Source organism: uncultured Salinibacterium sp. (assembly GCF_963974405.1).
GTDB lineage: Bacteria > Actinomycetota > Actinomycetes > Actinomycetales > Microbacteriaceae > Rhodoglobus.
In genome coordinates this window covers 1,467,433-1,489,655 of record NZ_CAXBBH010000001.1, presented here as the reverse complement: position 1 = coordinate 1,489,655, position 22,223 = coordinate 1,467,433, and the positions used below count along the sequence as shown (strand labels likewise).

At 59.3% G+C, this 22,223-nt stretch carries 15 protein-coding genes, 1 tRNA gene and 1 other RNA gene; 6 read left to right on the top strand and 11 right to left on the bottom strand.

What is annotated here, in order from left to right:
• Positions 1-12 precede the first annotated feature (12 nt).
• Positions 13-2,946: a bifunctional [glutamine synthetase] adenylyltransferase/[glutamine synthetase]-adenylyl-L-tyrosine phosphorylase gene (locus AACZ26_RS07340; RefSeq protein ID WP_339620334.1), complete on the bottom strand. Its 2,934-nt coding sequence runs from the start codon at positions 2,944-2,946 to the stop codon at positions 13-15.
• A gap of 16 nt (positions 2,947-2,962) precedes the next feature.
• On the bottom strand, positions 2,963-4,300 hold the full coding sequence (gene glnA / locus AACZ26_RS07335; protein WP_100388865.1) for a type I glutamate--ammonia ligase: 1,338 nt from the start codon (positions 4,298-4,300) through the stop codon (positions 2,963-2,965).
• 151 nt (positions 4,301-4,451) lie between these two features.
• On the opposite strand from glnA, the gene panB reads away from it, so the two are divergent.
• Positions 4,452-5,282: a 3-methyl-2-oxobutanoate hydroxymethyltransferase gene (gene panB / locus AACZ26_RS07330; RefSeq protein WP_339620331.1), complete on the top strand. Its 831-nt coding sequence runs from the start codon at positions 4,452-4,454 to the stop codon at positions 5,280-5,282.
• 46 nt (positions 5,283-5,328) lie between these two features.
• Complete coding sequence (gene gdhA, locus AACZ26_RS07325) at positions 5,329-6,678, top strand: NADP-specific glutamate dehydrogenase (protein ID WP_339620330.1); 1,350 nt, start codon at positions 5,329-5,331, stop codon at positions 6,676-6,678.
• 72 nt (positions 6,679-6,750) lie between these two features.
• Here the strand turns inward: gdhA and AACZ26_RS07320 are convergent, their stop codons facing one another.
• On the bottom strand, positions 6,751-6,918 hold the full coding sequence (locus AACZ26_RS07320; RefSeq protein WP_339620329.1) for a methionine aminopeptidase: 168 nt from the start codon (positions 6,916-6,918) through the stop codon (positions 6,751-6,753).
• A gap of 49 nt (positions 6,919-6,967) precedes the next feature.
• On the opposite strand from AACZ26_RS07320, the gene map reads away from it, so the two are divergent.
• The 3 genes from map to AACZ26_RS07305 are packed head-to-tail and all read left to right on the top strand — an operon-like array spanning position 6,968 to position 9,333.
• On the top strand, positions 6,968-7,834 hold the full coding sequence (map, locus tag AACZ26_RS07315) for a type I methionyl aminopeptidase (RefSeq protein ID WP_339620328.1): 867 nt from the start codon (positions 6,968-6,970) through the stop codon (positions 7,832-7,834).
• 39 nt (positions 7,835-7,873) lie between these two features.
• Entirely contained in the window at positions 7,874-8,620 is a 747-nt protein-coding gene (locus AACZ26_RS07310; RefSeq protein ID WP_339620326.1) for a polyphosphate--glucose phosphotransferase, read from the top strand.
• A gap of 2 nt (positions 8,621-8,622) precedes the next feature.
• Positions 8,623-9,333 carry a VIT family protein gene (locus AACZ26_RS07305; RefSeq protein ID WP_339620324.1) on the top strand — a complete coding sequence of 237 codons (711 nt, stop codon included), beginning with the start codon at positions 8,623-8,625 and terminating at the stop codon, positions 9,331-9,333.
• Positions 9,334-9,349: 16 nt separating this feature from the next.
• Here AACZ26_RS07305 and rnpB read toward each other — a convergent pair.
• The 8 genes from rnpB to AACZ26_RS07265 form a co-directional block, all read right to left on the bottom strand.
• An RNA gene (gene rnpB, locus AACZ26_RS07300) (RNase P RNA component class A) lies at positions 9,350-9,721 on the bottom strand.
• A gap of 31 nt (positions 9,722-9,752) precedes the next feature.
• Entirely contained in the window at positions 9,753-10,493 is a 741-nt protein-coding gene (locus AACZ26_RS07295) for a hypothetical protein (protein WP_339620322.1), read from the bottom strand.
• Between the two features lie 30 nt (positions 10,494-10,523).
• The gene (locus AACZ26_RS07290) at positions 10,524-11,342 is read right to left on the bottom strand and encodes a Nif3-like dinuclear metal center hexameric protein (protein WP_339620320.1); all 819 of its coding nucleotides are present in this window, start codon (positions 11,340-11,342) and stop codon (positions 10,524-10,526) included.
• A gap of 9 nt (positions 11,343-11,351) precedes the next feature.
• Positions 11,352-16,115 (bottom strand): cytosine permease, encoded by a 4,764-nt coding sequence (locus AACZ26_RS07285; protein ID WP_339620318.1) that lies wholly within the window; start codon positions 16,113-16,115, stop codon positions 11,352-11,354.
• Positions 16,116-16,124: 9 nt separating this feature from the next.
• Positions 16,125-17,048: a DMT family transporter gene (locus AACZ26_RS07280; RefSeq protein WP_339620316.1), complete on the bottom strand. Its 924-nt coding sequence runs from the start codon at positions 17,046-17,048 to the stop codon at positions 16,125-16,127.
• 68 nt (positions 17,049-17,116) lie between these two features.
• The gene (locus AACZ26_RS07275; protein WP_339620314.1) at positions 17,117-18,547 is read right to left on the bottom strand and encodes an aminotransferase class V-fold PLP-dependent enzyme; all 1,431 of its coding nucleotides are present in this window, start codon (positions 18,545-18,547) and stop codon (positions 17,117-17,119) included.
• Between the two features lie 121 nt (positions 18,548-18,668).
• Positions 18,669-18,744, bottom strand: a tRNA-Val gene (locus AACZ26_RS07270).
• 78 nt (positions 18,745-18,822) lie between these two features.
• The gene (locus AACZ26_RS07265) at positions 18,823-19,296 is read right to left on the bottom strand and encodes a redoxin domain-containing protein (RefSeq protein WP_339620312.1); all 474 of its coding nucleotides are present in this window, start codon (positions 19,294-19,296) and stop codon (positions 18,823-18,825) included.
• A gap of 180 nt (positions 19,297-19,476) precedes the next feature.
• On the opposite strand from AACZ26_RS07265, the gene aceE reads away from it, so the two are divergent.
• Positions 19,477-22,203: a pyruvate dehydrogenase (acetyl-transferring), homodimeric type gene (gene aceE / locus AACZ26_RS07260; protein WP_339620311.1), complete on the top strand. Its 2,727-nt coding sequence runs from the start codon at positions 19,477-19,479 to the stop codon at positions 22,201-22,203.
• Positions 22,204-22,223 lie beyond the last annotated feature (20 nt).

Below are 22,223 nucleotides of genomic sequence, written 5' to 3'. Positions count from 1 at the left end.
CTTTAAGGGGCGCTACGAACGAGGAACGTTAGTAACACCGTAGAAGCGACGCTCAAAGACCCGGCGAGCACGACGAGTAGCGCGAAGATAGTCCTCTTCTAGGACGCTCGCTGACCCGGGAGGGTACTCAAGCATCCGCGAAATTCCTTCGAGCTGGAGTCGGTCGTTGGGGAGAACATCTGATGTCTTCGAGGTCCACAACGTGATCGCCGAACGCGCCCGAGACGCGAGGATCCAGGCTTCTCGCAAGCGGGCAGCATCCGAAGCCGTTACTAACTTCTCAGCGACAGCGGCATCCAGTGCATCAAGAGTAGACGTGGTGCGAAGCCCCTCGACAGCGGCACCGTGCTGCAGTTGGAGAAGCTGCACAAACCACTCAACATCGCTCAGTGACCCCCGCCCCAATTTAAGATGACGCGCCGGGTCAGCAGCCTGCGGGAGTCGCTCAGACTCCACCCGGGCTTTGATTCTTTTCACCTCACGGACGTCCTGTGGTGAAATTGCTTTCGGGTACCGCACCCGATTAGCCAGTTCAGTGAAATCGTCGAGTAGCGCCTTGTCTCCGGCTACGCCACGGGCACGCAGCAGAGCTTGAGCCTCCCACGTCAAGGACCAACGCTCGTAGTAGGCCTCATACGACTCAAGCGAACGCACGATAGCGCCGTTCTTGCCTTCTGGCCTGAGATCCAGATCAAGATCGAGAGGCAATTTCACATCTTCCGTGATGCGCGTGAGCCCCTTCGCTAGAGCATCGGCTCGCTTAGCAGCATCTTCTTTCGACGCTTCAGTTGCGCGATAGACATACATCACATCAGTGTCGGAGCCGAAGCCTGACTCGGCTCCTCCATAGCGCCCCATCGCAATAATGCCGAACTCAATACCGTCTGGCTCAGGACGCAACACGGCCAGAGTGCCTTCCAGCATCGTTGTGGTGATATCGCTCAAGCCCCGGCCAAGTTCCTGGATCGAGATCACTCCGACGATGGAACCAATCGCCAGCCTAAGCACTTCTCGGCGGCGAGCAGTACGCAGCGCTACCGCTGCTGCATCCTCGTGACCTCTGTGCCGAGAAACTATTGCACGAGCCTCATCACGGAGCACAGCAAGAGGGCGAGGTCGAAGCTCCTTCTCATGCTCTAACCACGCAGCTGCTTCGGGAATGCGCTCAAACAGTCCGCCCACATATTTGGATGCCGAGAGCACGTGGGTAAGTCGCTCTGCTGCCCCCGAGGAATCGCGCAGCATTCGCAAGAACCAGTACGCCTCCCCCAGCGCCTCACTGAGACGGCGGAATGCAAGCAGTCCGTAGTCGGGGTCAGCACCGTCAGAGAACCACTGAAGCATGACGGGCAAGAGCGCACGTTGAATCGTGGCGCGCCGCGATACTCCGCCGGTGAGGGCCGCAATGTGGGCAAGCGCCCCTTTGGGATCAAGGAATCCGATCGCGGCGAGTCGCGCGGCCGCTTGTTCGCTTGACAACGCAAGCCCGTCCTCAGGGAGCGCGGCCACTGCAGACAGAAGTGGTCGATAGAAGAGCCGTTCATGAAGTCTTCGCACCGCAATCTTCGTACGCTGCCACTGCTCGGTAAGATCGGCGGCGTTCTTGGCGATTCCGGTTGCGCGCGCAAGCACCCGCAAGTCATCCGTATCTCGGGGCATAAGGTGCGTTCGACGCAGCCGAGACAACTGGATGCGATGTTCAAGGAGTCGCAAGAATCTATAGTCCCGAGCAAATTCACCCGCTTCGGTGCGGCCGATGTAGCCATGCTCGGCGAGAGCAATGAGTGCTTGAAGGCTCGAAGTTTGGCGGACGTCTTCGTCATTTTGCCCGTGAACTAGTTGCAGAAGCTGCACAGTGAACTCGATGTCACGAAGCCCACCCGGTCCGAGTTTGAGCTGAACATCACGCTCCTGTGGCGGAATGTTCTCGGTGACGCGTTCGCGCATCCGCTGAACTGACGCGACGAAATTTTCGCGCGAAGCACTCGACCAGACGAGAGGAGAGACACCTGCGATGTATCGCCCGCCAAGCTCGCGGTCACCAGCAAGTGGTCGAGCTTTCAGAAGAGCTTGAAACTCCCAGCTCTCCGCCCACCGGTCGTAATAGGCCAGATGAGATTCGAGGGTGCGAACAAGTGCGCCATCTTTGCCCTCGGGGCGCAGATTAGTGTCAACTTCCCAGAGCGCAGGCTCGACGGTGAGGTCTTGAATACCACGAATCGTTTGCACCGCAAGGGGTGTCGCGATTGTGACGGCCCGGTCGGCACTGATGCCGTCCGGTTCCGTCACGAAAATCACATCGACGTCTGACACATAGTTCAGCTCACGAGCGCCCGCTTTACCCATTCCGATAATGGAAACCCGTGTGGCAGCAACATCTTCCTCAGGAAAATTGACCGACCTGCGCGCCACCGAGAGTGATGCTTCGAGGGCCGCACCTGCGAGATCCGCCAAGGCCATCGCGACCCGATCGACAGCGGCAAGGGGATCTTCCTGAGACAAATCCCACGCAGTGAGTTTCGCGAGTTCGCGTCGATAGCGAACGCGAAGTGCGACCCACGCCTCTTCGCCCTCACGTTCGCGAGTTACCTCGGTCAGGAGTTCGACATACTCTTCGGGAGATGCTGGCGCCGCAATCGGCGTGCACATCGCGTCGAGTTCTGAAGGATGCCGGATGAGAAAGTCACCAAGCCCCGATGACGCCCCTAAAACTTGGACAAGACGAACAGCAGCATCATCATTTTGCAGCAGCGGAACCAATTGCTGCGGAGCCGATTCGGACAGTTCGAGGAGCAACCGCAGAGCCTGGTCAGGGTCCGCAGCCCGCGAGAACAGTTGCGCAGGCACTTCCGGCCGGTCAAGGGCGACAAGTCGTGCTCGCGCCTCGCTGAGCTCAAGAAAACCCAGCTTGGCAAGTTCGGTCAGAGTGTAGGTAGTCGTCGACATTACGTGACCGTGGGATCTAGAGGATCTCGAGGCTGCTCTCCAACTCGTACGGCGTCACCTGAGCGCGGTATTCCTTCCACTCGCGACGCTTGTTGAGGAGAACAAAATTGAAGACCTGCTCCCCTAGTGTCTCCGCAACGAGTTCTGAGTTCTCCATAATGCTGAGCGCGTGGTTCAAGTTCGACGGCAACTGCTCATAGCCCAACGCCCGACGCTCGTGCTCGGAAAGGTCTCCAACAGCATCTTCTGCCTCAAGCGGGAGCTCATAGCCTTCTTCGATGCCCTTGAGCCCAGCAGCGAGCAGCAGCGAGTACGCGAGATACGGGTTCGCAGCAGAATCAAGCGCGCGGTATTCAATGCGAGCGCTCTGGCCCTTGCCTGGCTTGTAGAGCGGAACGCGCACGAGTGCGGAACGGTTGTTGTGGCCCCAAGTCACAAAGCTCGGGGCCTCATCGCCGCCCCAGAGGCGCTTGTACGAGTTTACGAACTGGTTAGTGACGGCTGTGATTTCGGGAGCATGCTTGAGAACGCCTGCCATGAACTGACGACCGACCTTCGAAAGTTGGTAGTGACCGCTGGCGTCATAGAAAGCGTTCTGATCGCCCTCAAAGAGCGACATGTGCGTGTGCATTCCCGATCCTGGTTGCCCCGACATCGGCTTCGGCATGAACGTCGCGTAGACGCCCTGCTCAATCGCAACCTCTTTGATGACAGTACGGAAAGTCATGATGTTGTCGGCGGTCGTGAGAGCATCCGCGTAGCGCAGGTCGATCTCATTTTGGCCGGGACCCGACTCGTGGTGACTGAACTCCACGGAGATACCGAGGTCTTCGAGCATCCGGACCGAACGCCGACGGAAATCATGAGCGGTTCCACCGGGAACATTGTCGAAAAAACCTGCCGAGTCCACGGGCTCGGGGCGACCCTTCTTGAGTTTGCTCGACTTGAGCAGGTAAAACTCGATCTCTGGGTGCGTATAGAAGGTGAAGCCGCGCTCCGCCGCCTTCTCGAGAGTGCGCTTGAGCACGTTGCGGGGGTCGGATGCCGCCGGCTGGCCGTCGGGTGTGGTGATGTCGCAGAACATACGAGCGGTGGGATCGATCTCCCCACGCCACGGAAGAATCTGAAAGGTAGTGGGGTCGGGATGCGCGAGCATGTCTGCCTCGTACGCCCGAGTAAACCCCTCAATCGCCGAACCGTCAAAACCGAGGCCTTCAGCGAAGGCACCCTCGATCTCTGCCGGTGCAACAGCGACGCTCTTGAGCGTGCCTACAACATCCGTAAACCAGAGACGAACGAATTTAATGCCACGTTCTTCAATAGTGCGAAGAACGAAGTCGCGCTGCTTATCCATTGACATTGAGTCCCTCGATCCGTGCCCTGCCGCGAAATTGCGACATCGATTCTGCCGATCTAAGGCTACTTGCTCTGAGGCATCTATGCAGCGCACTCGCCGCCGCGCTAGCCCAATTGAACCCCGCGTCGGTGTCGTTAGACTGGCGGCTATGACTGACTCTGCTGCCGCTGAGGCCCAAGCCAAGCTCAAACGCGTTCGAACTCGCCACTTTCAGACGGCGAAAGAGAACGGCATCAAGATCGTTGGCCTCACCAGCTACGACCAATTGACCGCGGGAATCTTTGACGAATCGGGAATCGATTTCCTGCTCGTGGGCGATTCTGCTGGCAACAACGTTTACGGTTACGACACCACTCTGCCGGTGAGCATTGATGACCTGATCCCTCTCGCGCGTGCTGTCGCCGGGGCTGTCACGCGAGCGTTCGTCGTTGCAGATATGCCGTTCGGCTCCTACGAGACTGGATCGGACGAGGCACTTCACACCGCGTTCCGCTTTATGAAGGAAACCGGCGCACATGCAGTCAAGCTCGAGGGCGGTGTGCGTAGCGCCGAACAGATCAGACGCATCGTGGATGCCGGCATCCCCTTGATGGCTCACATCGGCTTTACACCGCAGAGCGAGCACGGACTCGGAGGTCACGTGATCCAGGGGCGAGGTGACGGTTTCGAACAGTTGCTCGCCGATGCTCTTGCTGTTCAAGAAGCAGGAGCTTTTGCTGTCGTTCTCGAGATGGTCCCCGCGGATGCCGCTGCCAAGATCACCGAAGCGCTGGCTATTCCTACTATTGGGGTCGGCGCGGGCCCCCACGTCGATGGACAACTGTTGGTGTGGACCGACTGGGCCGGCTTCACCAAGGGACGCATCCCGAAGTTTGTTAAGCAATATGCCGATCTTCGCGCGACGCTCTCCGGCGCCGTCGAGGAATACCGCGCGGACGTGGCCTCAGGCTCCTACCCGACCGAAGAGCACTCGTACTAAGCCCCACCCTTTTTCCACGCTCAACCTCCAACATCGAAAGCCATGAATGACGACTGCACTTTCTCCTGCCCTCCGCACTATCTACGACGAAGCAATTTCTCGGAATGAACATGAGCCCGTCTTTCACCAAGCGCTCAATGAGGTTCTCGAGTCGATCGCACCGGTTCTCAACAAGCATCCTGAGTACGTCAACGCGGGAATAGTTGAGCGTTTAGTCGAGCCGGAGCGCCAGATCATGTTTCGCGTACCTTGGCTTGATGACAGCGGCGCGGTTCGGGTCAACCGGGGCTTCCGAGTGCAGTTCAACTCTGCACTCGGACCTTACAAGGGCGGGCTCCGTTTTCATCCGAGCGTGAACTTGGGAATCGTGAAGTTCCTCGGGTTCGAGCAGATCTTCAAGAACGCACTGACTGGGCAAGGCATCGGGGGCGCCAAAGGCGGATCAGACTTCGATCCGCACGGTAAATCAGACGCCGAGGTTATGCGTTTTTGCCAGAGCTTCATGAACGAGCTCTACCGTCACCTCGGCGAGCACACCGACGTTCCGGCAGGCGACATGGGTGTCGGGGCTCGGGAAATCGGCTTTCTCTTTGGCCAGTACCGGCGTCTCACGAACCGACATGAATCAGGAATGTTCACTGGAAAGGGAGTGCAGTGGGGCGGCGCAGAAGTGCGAACCGAAGCGACAGGCTACGGCACGGTATTCTTCGCTCAGGAGATGCTGAACACACGAAACGACAGCGTTGACGGCAAGCGAGCAATTGTCTCTGGTTCGGGCAACGTTGCAATCTATGCCATTGAGAAGCTTCAGCAGTTAGGGGCAATCCCCATAACGGCCTCCGACTCCGGGGGATACATCGTTGACGAGGCGGGAATCGACCTCGCATTGCTTAAGCAGTTGAAGGAAGTCGAACGGGCCCGCATTTCGGAGTACGCCGAACGGAAAACATCCGCGCACTATGTCTCTGGTGGCTCAGTGTGGGACGTCGCTGGCGAGCTCGCATTCCCCTGTGCAACCCAAAACGAGTTGACAGCAAGTGACGCACGCACACTCGTCAAAAACGGGCTATTGCTCGTCGCTGAAGGTGCAAATATGCCGTGCACACCGGATGCTGTCGAGACCTTTCAGACAGCCGATGCGCTGTTTGCGCCAGGGAAGGCAGCGAATGCCGGAGGTGTCGCCACGTCAGCGCTCGAGATGAGTCAAAACGCAGCTCGACAACGTTGGGATTTTGCGTCGAGCGAAGACAAACTTCACGAAATCATGAAAGGCGTCCATGCTTCTGCGTGGGAAGCTGCAGAGTTGTATGGTCATCCGGGCGACTACGTCGTCGGCGCCAATGCCGCAGGGTTTAAGCGCGTTGCTGATGCGATGCTCGCTCAGGGCGTTATCTAGCCCCACCTGAGAGCTATGGACCGGCGTGCGCGCGGATGCAACGAGTCAACCGCCGCGTCGAACCCCGGTGCACTAGTCGCTCGATTCTTCCTCTGCCCACTTGCGTGCACGCTCCGCGATGATTTGCGGAGCGTGTTCCGCTTGGGCACGAGTCTCGAACGGCCCGTCACGATCGACCGCCAACGAATGGGGGCCCTCTTCTACTTCGCCCGTCTTGTGGTTGTACCACCATTGCTCCATGAGGTTCGTCCTTTCGCTTGTCGCAAGCGTACGCCGATACACTGGGACAATGCCTCGGGATAATTCTGGTCACCTCGTTCCGGGAGTAATCCCACCTCAGCTCGCTGTACCGAAGTCAATTGCGCGACCGGAGTATGTCGGCAAATCAGCTCCGCGCCCGTTCACCGGTTCAGACGTCTACAGCGCAGCAGAAGTCGATCGGATTCGTGCCTCGGGAAAGATCGCTGCCGGAGCAGTCGAAGCCGTCGGGGCCGCCATTGCGCCCGGCATCACAACGGCAGAGCTTGATCGTATCGCCCACGATTACATGCTTAAGCACGACGCGTACCCCTCCACCCTCGGCTACCGTGGCTTCCCCAAGTCGTGCTGCACAAGCATTAATGAGGTCATCTGTCACGGGATCCCTGATGACACCGTTCTTGAAGATGGCGACATCATCAATATCGATATCACGGCGTTCAAAGACGGTATGCACGGAGACCTCAACAAGACATTTCTCGTTGGCGAAGTATCCGAAAGTGCCCGCAACCTCGTGGAACGCACTCAGGAAGCCCTCAATCGCGGTATTAAAGCTGTTGCCCCCGGGCGACAAGTCAACGTAATCGGGCGCGCAATTGAGTCGTATGCGAAGCGATTCGGCTATGGCGTCGTTCGGGACTTTACTGGACACGGGGTTGGCGCGGCATTCCATTCGGGGCTCATCATCCCCCACTATGACGCTGCTCCGCAGTTCAATGACATCATCGAAGTCGGGATGGTCTTCACGATCGAGCCCATGCTGACGCTCGGAACGCACGAGTGGGACCAGTGGGACGATGACTGGACAGTCACCACTCGCGACAAGAGTCTGACTGCCCAGTTTGAACACACCATGGTCGTGACTGAACGCGGCACTGAAATCTTGACGCTCCCCTAACCCTCCGTACCTATCACCACGCAGGCGAAAGCAGACAGCATGACTCAGGCACTAGGAATCGACATTGGCGGCACCGGAATCAAAGGTGCCATCGTCGACACAGACACGGGAAAACTCGTCAGTGATCGCATGAAGATTGCGACGCCCAAGTCAGGGAAGCCCGACGCGATCGTGAAGGTGGTCATCGAGCTCATTGACAAGCTCGGAGGTATCCCCGAGTCGATGCCCGTTGGCGTGTGTTTTCCCGCGATTGTGCGGAACGGCACAACAATGTCCGCGGCGAACATCTCGAAGGAGTGGATCGGCTTAGAAGCAGAGAAACTGTTCGAGAAAGCTCTCGGTCGAGACATCCACTTCGTCAATGATGCGGATGCCGCTGGAGTCGCTGAGGTTCGCTACGGCGCCGCTAAAGACGTGCCCGGGCTCGTTCTGCTCACGACGCTCGGCACGGGAATCGGTAGTGCGCTGATTTACAACGGAACCCTCGTTCCCAACTCCGAATTGGGGCATCTTCTCATCGGCGGTCGTGATGCCGAAAAGGGTGCGTCTTTCGCTGCCAAAGAGCGCCGACGTCTGAGCTGGAAAAGCTGGGCGAAGCGACTCCAGCGCTACTACTCGCACCTTGAACTCCTCTTCTCGCCCGACCTCATCCTCGTGGGCGGTGGAGTGTCAAAGAGCCACGAGAAGTTCTTGCCCTTGTTGAAGCTCAACGCACCGATCGTTCCCGCCCAGTTGCGCAATAACGCGGGAATCATGGGCGCAGCCGCCCTAGCCGTGAATGAGTAGTCATGAGTTTTCACAATAACGAGCCCCACGCTGGTGATCTTGCCGGCCGTCTCAACTGGCTACGCGCAGGGGTACTGGGCGCGAATGATGGCATCGTGTCTGTCGCTGCGATTGTCGTGGGTGTTGCTGGAGCCACCTCTTCTGTCGCGCCGCTAATCACGGCCGGAGTCGCGGGACTCGTCGGTGGCGCAATTTCGATGGCACTCGGCGAATACGTCTCAGTAAGCAGCCAGAGTGACAGTCAACGCGCTCTGATTGAGAAAGAGCGGCGCGAACTCGCTGAAATGCCTGACGAGGAACTCGCCGAGCTAGCGGCTATCTACGAGTCCAAAGGGATCAGCGCTGCCACCGCACGGCAAGTAGCCGAAGAGCTCACTCGGCACGACGCCCTGTCGGCTCATCTCGAAGCGGAACTCGGTATCACCGAGCGCGATGTTGTGAGCCCTTGGCAAGCGGCCGGTGCATCCGCTCTCGCCTTCACCATCGGCGGAGTGTTGCCGTTAGCTGCGATTCTTCTCGTGCCCGAACCCATTCGCGTACTCGCGACTTTCATCGCTGTGCTCAGCGCGCTGGTCGTCACCGGTGCGCTCTCCGCGCGCGTGGGAGGCAACAGCTGGGTGCGTCCGACACTACGCATCGTGATCGGAGGGGCACTAGCGCTCGCAACCACATTCCTGATTGGTACGCTCCTGGGCACCACTGGTGTTGTCTAGCCCCTGCTGAACTGAAGGAATGGGCCGGCTAGTACGCCGGGTTCTGTTCACACGAAACCGAAATCTCGTGCTGGACGGTCATCTATCTACGATGTACGTTGCCGCACACCTCTAGCGATCTACCCGAAGACTCGGCGAGCAGCCTTAGCGTCTTCTGTCTGATCTTGCTCCGGACGAGGTTTACCTAGCCGACCGAGTCACCCCGGCCGCTGGTGGTCTCTTACACCACCGTTTCACCCTTACCCCAGACCGAAGTCTGTGGCGGTCTGCTTTCTGTTGCACTGTTCTCGCGGGTTACCCCGGGTGGGTGTTACCCACCATCCTGCTCTGCGGAGCCCGGACGTTCCTCGGTACCCATAACGGATAACGCGACCGTCTTGCCGACCCATTCACCATCAAGCTTATCGTTCAGTAACCGCTTAGAGTCCCGACTCGTTGGTGCGCACAAGAATGCCTTCGCTGCTGGCACACATGATGACCGTTTCCGGAGCTGCCGCGCGAATCTCCTGCATCTCGTTCTCCAGGAGTTTGACGCCCGATGCCAGGGAAACACCACCACGTAGTAGTGATGCCCCAACGCCGTAGCGCTCGCGCTGACGCTCATACAGCGCAAGCAAGTCCTCAGGGATTGTGGCCTGAAGCGCTGAGCGGCCAGTGCGGGTCGTGCCAAGCTCGGATTCGATCGCAGCCAATGCCTCATCTCGGCTGGCTTCAAGGTCAGCGGCTTGAGCGGTCAGGTTTCCCCCTTGCTCAAGAAGGTTGTCGACAACCTTCTGCTGTGCTTCCAGCTTCTCCATGACGGTCAACTCAATATCTTCCAAATTGCTGAGTCTCGTGCGCAACGCTGTCAGTTCCTGCTCGAGAGCTGCGACGTCTTTGGGAGACGAACTCGCATCCAACCGCGCAGTGTCGCGCGCAATCCGGGCTTCAACGACTTTGACGTCCGAATCAATGCGGCTCAACTCGAGCTCGATGTCTTCCTTGATGCCGCGCTCTTCAAGAATGGTCAGTTGAAGCTTGTCGCGGTGCTTCTTCAGCTCAGCCAATTGCTCGTGCTCAGGCAGCTTCTTCGCGCGGTGCTCCAGCTGGGAGATCTTCGTGTCGAAGGCCTGCAAATCGAGGAGCAAAGCTTGGTCAGCGGGGCTAGCGATCAACGCCATAGTGATGCTTCTTTCTGTCTAACGGTGCGCTCACTGCACAACCGCAAAATCCCACGGGTCGGTGCGCAATTCGCTCACCGTAATAGTCACGTCTGGAAGCAGAGCCCGCAACTCCTCAGCCGCGGCATCGAGCCACAACCATTCGCTCGCCCAGTGCGACACATCGATCAAAGCCGGACCATTCATGAGGCGAGCATTCTCACGGGCCTCAGACGCCGGATGATGTCGCAAATCACTCGTGATGTATACATCGGATGCCACAACGGCCGGGTGATTCAAGTATGCGTCACCCGCTCCCCCACACAACGCCACGGAACGCACCACCTGGTCGAAATCGCCAGCGACACGAATGCCCGTCGCCGTCGCCGGAACGATCTCGCCAATCAGGCGGGCGAGACGACCGAGCGTCATCGCCTCCGGGAGTTGGCCGATACGGCCGATGCCACGATCCGCAGTCTGGCCGGGAACGATAGGTGCGATTGAAGACAAACCCAGCTTCGTTGCGAAGCGGCCTGATGTTCCGGTTTCTACGACATCCGCATTGGTATGGGCCGCCAGCAGCGCACATTCGGCTCTGATCAACTTGGTCAGCACCGCACCCTTGTAGCGGTCACTCGCGACCGAAGTCACGCCACGCAGCAGCAAAGGGTGATGGGTGATAAGCATGTCAGCGTCGTCGGCGATGGCTTCGTCCACGGTGTCGAGGACGGCATCAACAGCAAGCGAGATCCTAGACACTGGAGCGTCGAGATCACCCGCGACGAGACCCACAGCATCCCAGTCTTCAGCGCCAGAGGCGGGCCAAAGCTGTTCAGCCGCAGCGATTACGTGAGCGACAGTAGTAGACACGCTTTCAGTCTAGGCGCGACGCGGTGCGCGCTCGGCTTGCGCAGCCTCTTGGCGTCGGATTGCAGGTATTCCAGCCACGAGGGGTGTCAAGAGTCCCAGTCCGAGGGCAACGAGAACACCGAGGTCTGTTCCTGCAAGCTCTGAACTGAGATCAACGCCAAGAGCAGCGAAACCATACCCCTGCCACGAGAGCCAGCTGATCGTCGCACTCGTCAGTGCGAACCCGATAGCCGAAATCACGACAAAAGCGCCGAGGTTTACCCAACGAACATCCCCATAGACTCCCCCACGAGACAGCAGCGCTGCGCTGTCAAGCTTGCGGTTGCGAATCATCGTCTCCGAGGCGAAGATGCCCACCCAGGCGGCGGTTGGCACCGCAAGCGTGGTGGCGACGTCGCGGAACAACTCGTTGATTCCCCCATCAACTCCGAATGCAAAGAGGATAGAGAGAGCACCGAGCAGAACAGCCACAATCACTATCGACCACTGACGGGGAACTCGAACGCCAATTGCCTGAAGTGCGAATCCGCCTGAATAGAGGCTCAAGGTGATGCCAGACAGGAGGCTCAGTGTTGCCGCAAGTAGCAACGGGATCGGGTACCAGCTCGGGAGCAAAAGCATCAAGGTGTCGAGCGGTGACGCGAGGAACCCCCGCGCAATGGCCGGATCAGATGCCGCGAGAAGCGCACCGTACGCAATGAGAGCGAACGCGGGCAGTGCAGCGCCAAATGTTGCGGAGAGCATTGAAGCACCTCCGCTTGATGAGGGACGTTGGTAGCGCGCAATATCAGCACCGCTGTAAGCCCACACCAGCCCCAAGAAACTAAAGACGAGCACTGCGCCCGTGACTGTGAGCAACCACGAGCCATCGGGTGTCGTGAGCGCCTGCGACACGTCGACGTACTGCGCTGTAAAGCCGATCAGGCCCACAACAAGAACACCCGAAATAATGCTGATGATCAGTTGGATGCGCGCAAAAAGTGGGTAGCCAGCGAACGCAATCACGAGAGCGATAAGGAACGACAGCGCAAGTGCGATGAGCAGCAGCTGTCGATCGCCGAGCGCGCCGTTGAGATCAGAACCGATAAGAACGATCGCAACCGATGAGGCCAAGACCCAGAGCAATACCGCACCCCAAAAGAGACGGGCGACGAGGGCGACGATCGAGGGCGCGATATTTCCGACTACACCGAAGGATGCGCGCGATACAACCATCGTCGGTTGGCCGCTGCGCTTTCCCGCGAGAGCAGTGAAACCCAACGGAATAAAGGACAGCGCGACACCCACGAGGATCGCCACGACGGACTGGCGCAAGCTCATCCCCACGGCGAAGACCGCAGCACCGAGGCCCAGGCTGACGATCGAAGAGTTTGCGGCAAACCACAGCCAGAACATCCGTGCGGCGTGTCCTACTCGACGATCAACTGGGGTCGGCTCTAGCCCACTTTCTTCGAGGCTGAAGACCTTGTGAGCAGTTGGCGCAACGTCGTCAAGCCCCAAAGGCTGCTGAGCCACCACTGTGGTCGAGTGCGCAACCGGCTGCGGCAACGAGGCTGATGATGCTGCGGATGACACAGTCTCTGACGGCGCAGGCAGCGGGACCGCGGCACCGATAGGCGCGGGCTGTGAAGCAAGAGAAGCTCCGGCGACGGCCGCGCCAGCGGCGAATGGTATTTCATCGCCAACGGACGCGTCAGGACCCGAAGGATCACCTGTTCCAGCAGAAAGCTGCGTGGGGTAGGTGAGCCGGTCGCTGTCATCGACGGCGTCATCTGACTCGGCTTCAAGAGTGAATTGATTGACGGCGATCGATCCGGTCTGGACTTCAGAAAGGGGGTCACCGTGAAGCGGTGGCGCGGCATCTGCAAGCAGCGCCATCAACGGGTCTGCCGCGGCTTCGTCCTCACCGAGGTCGGTGCTCTCGATGTCATCCGCCTTCAGGAGGTCATCGAAGCTCAACGGCTCAGAGGGGACAAACGGAGGATTTTCGGTCGATGCGAAGCTGAATGCGGACGCAACAGAACTGGCCTCGAGCGTGCTCTTCTGGGCAAGCTTGTCCGCAGACGCCGAAACCACGTCAACGTCTTCAGGCGCAGCAGGTGTCTGACCGTCATCCGATTCCGAGTCGGCAATGGGAGAAGAGGTTTCAGGGCTCTCCGATTGTGGCGATTCGGGAAGCTGAGCGTCAGCGCTCAAGTCAAAAGCGAAGGGCGTTTCTACCGCTTGCTCAGAGTCACCGTCATCGGAAGCGGATGCCGCCGAGAGGTCAGCGGGGGGCGGGGTAAATCCAAAGTCGCCGAAGGACACATGCTCATCAAGATTTGCCCGGGGAACGCTGGGCGCGATCTCAGGTTCTACGAGAGCGGGAGGGGCGAACGGTAGTTCGTCGTAGTCACCCTCTTCGTCAGACGGCGAATCTGGCGCTGCCTGCACTTCGGATTCACCTGCTGCAATTTCGGAACCCTCGGCAGCGGCAGCCTGCTCACTATGGCCCTGAGATGCTCCGGAAGCGACAGCAGCCTCTGCAGCGGCAGCCTCGGAGACCGTCGGAGCGGACTCAAAGCTGAGCAGCCCGGACGCGGGGTCGAACAGTGGCGCAGTCGAAGTCTGTTCTTCGGCTGGCTGCTGGATCTTGTCCGGCTCAGACGGCGAGTCTAAGTCCGGTATATCTGCGGGCACAGCGTCAACCGCCGCAGTGTCTGCAGCGGGTGGAAGCGTGATCGATCCGGTCGGGTCTGCGTGAGCAGCGAACGGAATTTCATCCTCAAAATCTGCCGGAGGTGACCACGACTCGCTGGGTGGCGGAACTTCCCAGGCAGGCAATGGAGCAACCGGGGCTTCTTCCGGAGCAGCAGGCTCTTGCGGAGCAGCAGGCTCTTCCGGAACAACAGGCTCTTCAGACGTAGCTCCCAGAGCTTCGGGAACGCCTGATTCAGCGGGCGAACTAGCGTCCGTATCGACCACGTCCGAAAACTCAGAGCGAACGTCATCGATTACTTGATCGGCAACGGGAGCATTTCGTGAACGCAAAGTGGTTTCCCATTCGCGGTACTCTCGTGCCTCTTCTTCGCGCAAGCGCAGCTGTGCTTCAAGCACCTCGATAACGCTGAGTGCCCCAGTCGATTGATTGGCAGGGTTATCCGCCCACGTCAGAAGCTCATCATCGGCCATCGAGCGTCGCGTAGGGGGTGCCGGTAACTCTGATGCCGCTGCTTCGCCGGTGTCGAGAGTAGGTTCAGTTTCACGGACTTCACCGGACTCGCTGGGGTTACTTGTGCCCTCTTCACGGTCGTGGGCGAACGGAACGCCCTCGGCGGGCGAATCAGAACGGGAAGGGCTCTGGGCCGCACCAAACACTTCGTCTGCACGAGGTGCCGAATCTTCGCGAGACGGCGCAACGAATGACTGTCGCGGAGTGAACGGAAGCTCGAACTCGGAGTGGTCGCTAGGGGCTGTCGCCACGGCGGCGGAATCCTCAGCCTCCTCTTCGCGAATTTCGCTCTCAGTTTCACCCTCATCGCTGCCAACGACCGGCACTGAAGCGGCCTGCTGGAATGCCGCGTCTAGGTCAACTGCAGAAACGCTATCGACGGCTGGTAATTCGTCTGCGGTGTCGCTCTCGAGAGTCTCGTCTGTCGCCGAACCGTTTACGACCGGTACTACCGCGTCGTCGCGAGAGGACTCGTCTTCGGATTCGTCTGCGTCGTCGAGTGAGAGCAACCCGCTGAGCCCCAGGCTAGGCGCAGCACTCGCGACAGGCGCGTCCTGGCCGTCAAGATTCCACATCGGGGCGCCCTCGACAACGTCCTCAACGGGAATCGATGTCTCGACGTCCGCTGGGGGCTCTGCGGGTGACGCCGGTGGCGCAGGTGATGAGCCGACGACCTCAGGTTCGAGTGGTCCGAGCTTCCAAATGTGGTTCGCTGGTGCATCGGATTCAGAAGCGACAGAAGTTGACTCGTCGGCGCCGCTCACCGGTGCAACATCTGCCCACATCGTGTCGTCGAAATCATCCGCGGATGCGGGGGGTGTGGGAACTGACGATCCGGCAGGTCGTTCAGGAGCGAAGAGGGAGTCGAAGCTGAACTCGTCTGAACGACCGTGACCGTCGCCCGTACCCGGATCAGCCGCATCACCCGATCGCTCAGGCTGAGCAGCGGAGGATGCTTCTGACTCGTCTTCGCTCTCGGCAAGTTCTGCAGCAGCGGCAGCGGCGTTCTCTTCTTCAGCCTCTTGCGGAGTACGTCGACGTGAAATGCGCGAAGCGAAGAAATCGGGCGTCGTGTAGTCGGCAGGGATTTGGTACGGATCGTCCTCGTCACTCGCATTCCCTTCTGGGGCCGCCGGCGCAGCGGGCGCCTCCGGAACCTCAGGGGCATCGAGTTGTGACACCGCTTGATTGGGGTCCGGCGCCGGAGCCATCGCCCACGGAGGTATCCCTTGATCAAGCGCATCTGCGACATCCGAGCGTTGGAACTCGTCGTTCAAGTCAAACGGCGCAGCGGGGAAAGCGCCACCGGAAGGGGCGTCTAGGTTCTCCGTTGTGGAAACAGATTCTGGCTCATCCCCAGCTAGCGCAGCGTCCAAATCGAGCACGTTGTCGGTCGAAGCTTCGCTCAAGTCAACGAGACCATCGTCCGTCGCATCAGCGGCCGAATCTGAGCCGTCGTTTTTCGAGACTGCAGATTTGGGGAAGGGTAGTTCGAACTCGTGCTCTGAAGACGTTTTATCGTTCGCATCGTTCGCGTCGTCAACGTCGTCGTGGAATGCCATGCACAGATCCTAAGGCGATACCAATGTTTTGCGAGTATGACTAGCCGTTGTTAGCACAGATACCGAAACAAATATGAGCGCGAGGCCGCTCCACGAGAGGGCACCGAGCACTTCACCAACAACCACGACAGCGAGCAGAGTTGCGACAACTGGTTCGATCAGGGTGATGGTCGTTGCGGTTGAACTTGAGGTATTTCTCAACCCAATTCCGAACAGGATGTAGGCCCCAAACATCGGTCCCACGATCAAGTAACTCGCAATGCCAAGAGCCAAGCCCGACTGCACAATCGGCGCCCCGAAGACCGCCAACACCGGCAGCAGCCCGAGGGCTCCGCATCCGAATATCGCCCCCAGCGTCGCTCCAGAGCTGTGACCGTTACGAATGACTCGGGATGAGCAATATGTATAGAGCGCGTACGAACAGCCAGCCACGAGGCCCAGGCCGACTCCCGCAAGTTCCGAGGCCACAGTCGAGTCGGACTCGACACTTCGATGTTCCCCGCCCCACGTCAACGCAATCACCCCCAACAACGCGATCGGGGTAGTGACCTTCCACAACATGCTGAACCGCTGGCGCTCGATGAATCGTTCGAGGAGCGCCGCAAAGACAGGCCCGGTGCCCAAAGACACGACGTTTCCGACAGCAACCCCCGCGAGATCCATCGAACTGTAAAAGGCCAGCGGATAGACGAACACCCCCACTGCACCAAGGATCAACCAGGGACGCGAAGTGCGACTGCGAAGCGCCGCAATGGCACCCCGGTAGCTCACCGCGAAGAGCAAGACCCCGCCACCTGCCATCGTGACGGCACCAATAGCGAGAGGACTCACCCCGGCCGGAAAAAAAGTTGCCGCAGTGCCAGTCGTGCCCCAGAGCACCGCTGCGCCGACGATTGCAAACGGCCCCCAACGGAAAACTACGGATCTCAGCACCGTGTTAGCTTATGCCTCCGCCTGCGCCTGCGACGTCCCCGGAGCAGCGTTAGGCCAGGGAGCGTGAGCTACGCATCATTCACGTCTCCCCGACGACCACGTACGGCGCCAAGAACCTTCAGAACTGCGGTGGCACTGAGCGCGATGTCGCGTTCGGTTGTCGCCCAATTAGTGACGGAAATACGCATCGCCGCTCGACCCTGCCATGTCGTGCCGCTCACCCAGCACGTTCCTTCGTTTTGCACTCCAGCGATCACCCTGCGAGTCACTTCATCTGAGCCGTCAAATCGCAGCAGCGCTTGGTTGAGCACAATCTCGTTGAGCAGGGTCACGCCCGAGTCACCCTGAAGAGCTGCTGCCATCTGCCGAGCACGGGCACACCCCCGAGTAACTAAATCATCGATGCCCTGCCGCCCCAGCGAGCGGATCGTGGCGTAGATAGGGATAGCTCGAGCGCGCCGCGAGAGTTCGGGCACCCAATCGATTGCATCGCGCTCTGCTCCGGAGGTTTGGATGAGATACGCGGCCGATGCACTCATCGCCGCACGATGGTCGGCGGCGTGTCTTACGATCGCGACGCCGCTGTCGTAGGGAACGTTCAACCACTTGTGCGCATCCGTGGACCACGAATCTGCGTTCTCAATGCCGTCGACGAGAGGTGCCAGCTCTTTGCTCGCTGTCGCCCACAGGCCGAAGGCTCCGTCGACGTGCAGCCACGCGCCCGCCGCCGTCGCAATCTCTGAAATCTCTCGCAGCGGATCGAACGCACCGCTGTTGACGTTCCCGGCTTGAGCGCAAATGATCGTGGGACCACTGACCGCGGCCAGCGCCTTCCGGAGATCGTCCGCGCTCATTCGCCCCTGATCATCCGCCGCTACCTGCACAAGTGATCGAGTGCCGAAGCCGAGATATCTGAGAGCCACGTGGATAGTGACATGCGCGGCTTCGCTAACGACAACAGTCACGCGTGGAGCACCCGCTAAGCCGTCGAGCTCCACGTCCCATCCCGCAGCTCGGAGAACGTGATGCCTGGCCGCAGCGAGACAAGTGAAGTTTGCCATCTGTCCCCCCGTGACAAAGCCAACCGACGCGTCCGTCGGGAGGCCAAAGAGGTCAAGCAACCAGCCTGCGGCAACTTCTTCAACCGCTGCCGAGAATGGCGATATTGCGTGGATGCCGGCGTTTTGGTCCCACGTCGAGACGAGCCAATCGGCCGCCAATGCCACCGGATGAGCTCCGCCAATGACAAAGCCGAAATAGCGCGGAGAGCTGCAGTCAGTCATCCCGATTTCGACTTGCTCCGCGATGAGGTCGATCACTTGGGCAGGATCCTCCCCTAGCGATGACAGCGGTTCTTCCAGTGCCGCCATCATCGAGTCACGCCCGCGCTTCGTACCGACATGCCGAGTGGCCAAACTCTGAAGGTAGCGCTGAGAGTGCTCGTGCGAGCGAACGAGCACGGTGTCATCAAGCGCAGGATGCTGAACATTTTCGGACATGTTGCACAACCTTGTCGGGCTAGACCTCATCAACCGCACCGTCGCGGGTTATGCAGGGAGCATACCGCCGAATGCTCTCTAGAAACGAAGAAAACCCCCGCAATTGCGGGGGTTTTCTGTGTGGTGGGCCCTACCGGGATCGAACCGATGACATCCACGGTGTAAACGTGGCGCTCTACCAGCTGAGCTAAAGGCCCGCAGCGACGCAATGCGAAGCAGCGCTCGATAATCTTACACGGGATTTTGGCGCCAGTTACACACGCAGCCCAAAACGCTCACGAACGCTCTGACGAAAGCCGCTCTATCGCTCGTTCGTAGTCAGCAAACAGGCGGGGATCGCCCAGTTCGGAGGCAATCACATCCCGAACAATTCCAGTGCCATCGATGAGAAAACTGGTGCGCCTAGCAATTCCCTTGTCGTTCAGAAAAACGCCGAAAGCGTGTGCTGTTTCCCCGTGGGGCCAAAAGTCTGAAAGCAACGAGAGGCGGATGCCCTCAGCATCCGACCAGGCTCGCAACGTTGCGGAGGAGTCGACCGAAATCACGACCACTTCGACGCCAGCGCTCGCTGCAATATCGTGCCATTCGTTCAATTGCGCGACCTCGTTCGTGCAGACCGGAGAGAATGCGAGCGGTACAAACACCACAAGCACAGACCGGCGAGTGAGCAACTCCTGCAGACGGATCGACTGACCGTACTGATTACGCAACTCGAAATCAGGTGCAACAGACCCCTGAGTGATCTCCATCCCCATCCTCTCTCTGGAAAACCGAAAGAACGCCCCTATGTTTACGGGGGAAACCGGCCCGGTTCGAATCTTGCCGCATTCGACAACTAGAATCGACGGGCGTAGTCGATCCCATCACATCCGTAACCCGGTCGTGACTCGACGCGCACGACTCTGTTCTCTACACGAAAGAGGTCAACGGTGACGGTAAACGACCAGGACCCATACTCGGTAACCAACACCGACAAGGACCCGGAGGAAACCGCCGAGTGGAACGAATCACTCGACTCCCTCGTTGCAGCACAAGGCCATGAGCGTGGTCGGGAGATCATGCTCAGCCTTCTCAAACGCTCAAAAGACTTGCACCTTGGTGTACCGATGGTTCCGACCACCGACTACATCAACACGATTGCAAAAGACGATGAGCCCGACTTTCCCGGTGACGAAAAGCTTGAGCGTCGCTACCGCGCATGGATCCGCTGGAATGCGGCAATCACCGTGCACCGCGCGCAGCGCCCCGGCGTCGGTGTCGGTGGCCACATCTCCACGTATGCGTCATCCGCTGCCCTCTACGAAGTAGGGCACAACCACTTCTTCCGTGGCGCTGACCACGAGTCCGGTGGAGACCAGATCTTCTATCAGGGCCATGCCTCCCCCGGCATGTACGCTCGCGCCTTCCTTGAGGGCCGCATGAGCGAAGACCAGCTCCTTGGCTTCCGCCAAGAGAAGTCGCAAGCGCCGAACGGTATTTCGAGCTACCCGCACCCGCGCCTCATGCCCGAGTTTTGGCAGTTCCCGACGGTGTCGATGGGCCTCGGCCCGATCAACGCGATCTACCAGGCTCAGAACAACAAGTACATCAGCAACCGTGGCATCAAGGATGTGTCAGACAAGCAAGTCTGGGCCTTCCTCGGCGACGGCGAGATGGACGAGGTCGAAAGCCGCGGTGCTCTGCAGTGGGCTGCGAATGAGAAACTCGACAATCTCAATTTCGTCATCAACTGCAACCTGCAGCGCCTTGATGGCCCGGTCCGCGGTAACGGCAAGATCATTCAAGAACTCGAGAGCTTCTTCCGCGGTGCGGGCTGGAACGTTATCAAGGTCATTTGGGGCCGCGAATGGGATGACCTGCTCGCCAATGACGATGAGGGCGCTCTTCGCGACCTCATGAACCGCACCCCCGATGGTGACTACCAGACCTACAAGGCCGAGTCAGGCGCCTACGTTCGGGAGAACTTCTTCGGCCGCGACCCGCGCACGCTCAAGATGGTTGAGCACCTCACTGACGACCAAGTCTGGAACCTCAAGCGCGGTGGCCACGACTACCGCAAGGTTTACGCTGCCTTCAAGGCAGCAAGCGAGCACAAGGGACAGCCGACGGTCATCCTTGCGAAGACCGTCAAGGGTTACGGCCTCGGCCCCAGCTTCGAGGGTCGCAACGCGACCCACCAGATGAAGAAGTTGACGCTCGAGAACCTCAAGCAGTTCCGTGACGAGATGCACATTCCTATTACGGATGCCGCGCTTGAAGCTGATCCCTACCAGCCTCCGTTCTACCACCCCGGTAACGACGACGAGGGCATCCAGTACCTGCAAGAGCGCCGTCGCAACCTCGGTGGCTACGTTCCCGAACGTCGCAGCAAGTACACCCAGATCGAACTTCCCGAGGCGAAGACCTACGACATCGTCAAGAAGGGTTCAGGCAAGCAAGAGATCGCCACGACGATGGCGTTCGCTCGTTTGTTGAAGGATCTCTTGCGCGACAAGTCAATCGGCAACCGCATCGTTCCGATCATCCCGGATGAGGCACGCACCTTCGGTATGGACGCGTACTTCCCCAGTGCCAAGATCTACAACCCTGCAGGGCAGCACTACACCTCGGTAGACCGCGAACAATTGTTGGCCTACAAAGAGAGCCCTCAGGGTCAGATCGTTCACGTCGGAATCAACGAAGCTGGCGCGTTTGCAGCGTTCACTGCTGTCGGCACCTCGTACGCGACTCACGGCGAGCCGCTGATTCCCGTCTACGTCTTCTATTCGATGTTCGGATTCCAGCGCACTGGCGACGCGATGTGGGCCGCCGGTGACCAGATGGCTCGCGGTTTCATCATGGGCGCCACCGCTGGCCGAACTACGCTCACGGGCGAGGGACTGCAGCACGCTGATGGTCATTCGCTATTGCTGGCATCGACAAACCCTGCGGTGATCAGTTATGACGCTGCCTATGGTTATGAACTCGGCCACATTGTGCGCGATGGTATCGAGCGCATGTATGGCGGCACGCACGAAGATCCGAACGTCATGTACTACCTGACCCTGTACAACGAGCCTCTTGTTCAGCCTGCTGAACCGGAGAACTTCGATGTCGAGGGCGCGCTCAAGGGTATTTACCACTTGGCATCCCCGACCATCACGGGGCCGAAAGCTCAACTGATGGCTTCGGGCGTTGCTGTTCCGTGGGCTCTTGAAGCACAGCAGATCCTTGCGTCCGACTGGGGCGTCGCGGCTGATGTCTGGTCAGTGACCTCGTGGTCTGAACTGCGTCGCGAAGGTTTGGCAGCAGAGGAGCACAACTTCCTCAACCCCACCGCTGAGGCCAAGGTTCCGTACCTCACGTCGAAGCTTTCGGATGCTCAAGGACCGTTCTTGGCTGTCACCGACTTCATGCACGCCGTGCCCGACCAGGTTCGCGCGTTCATCCCCGGTGACTACGCGACTCTGGGCGCCGATGACTTCGGCTTCTCAGACACTCGTGCAGCGGCACGTCGCTACTTCAAGATCGACAGCCACTCGCTGGTTGTTCGCACTTTGCAGTCGCTCGTGAAGCGCGGCGAAATGGATCCCGCTGTTCTTCCTCAAGCAATTGAAAAGTACAGCCTCCACGACGTCAACGCTGGCACCACCGGCTCTGCCGGCGGCGAGAGCTAGGCAGTAGCCATTCCCCCGGT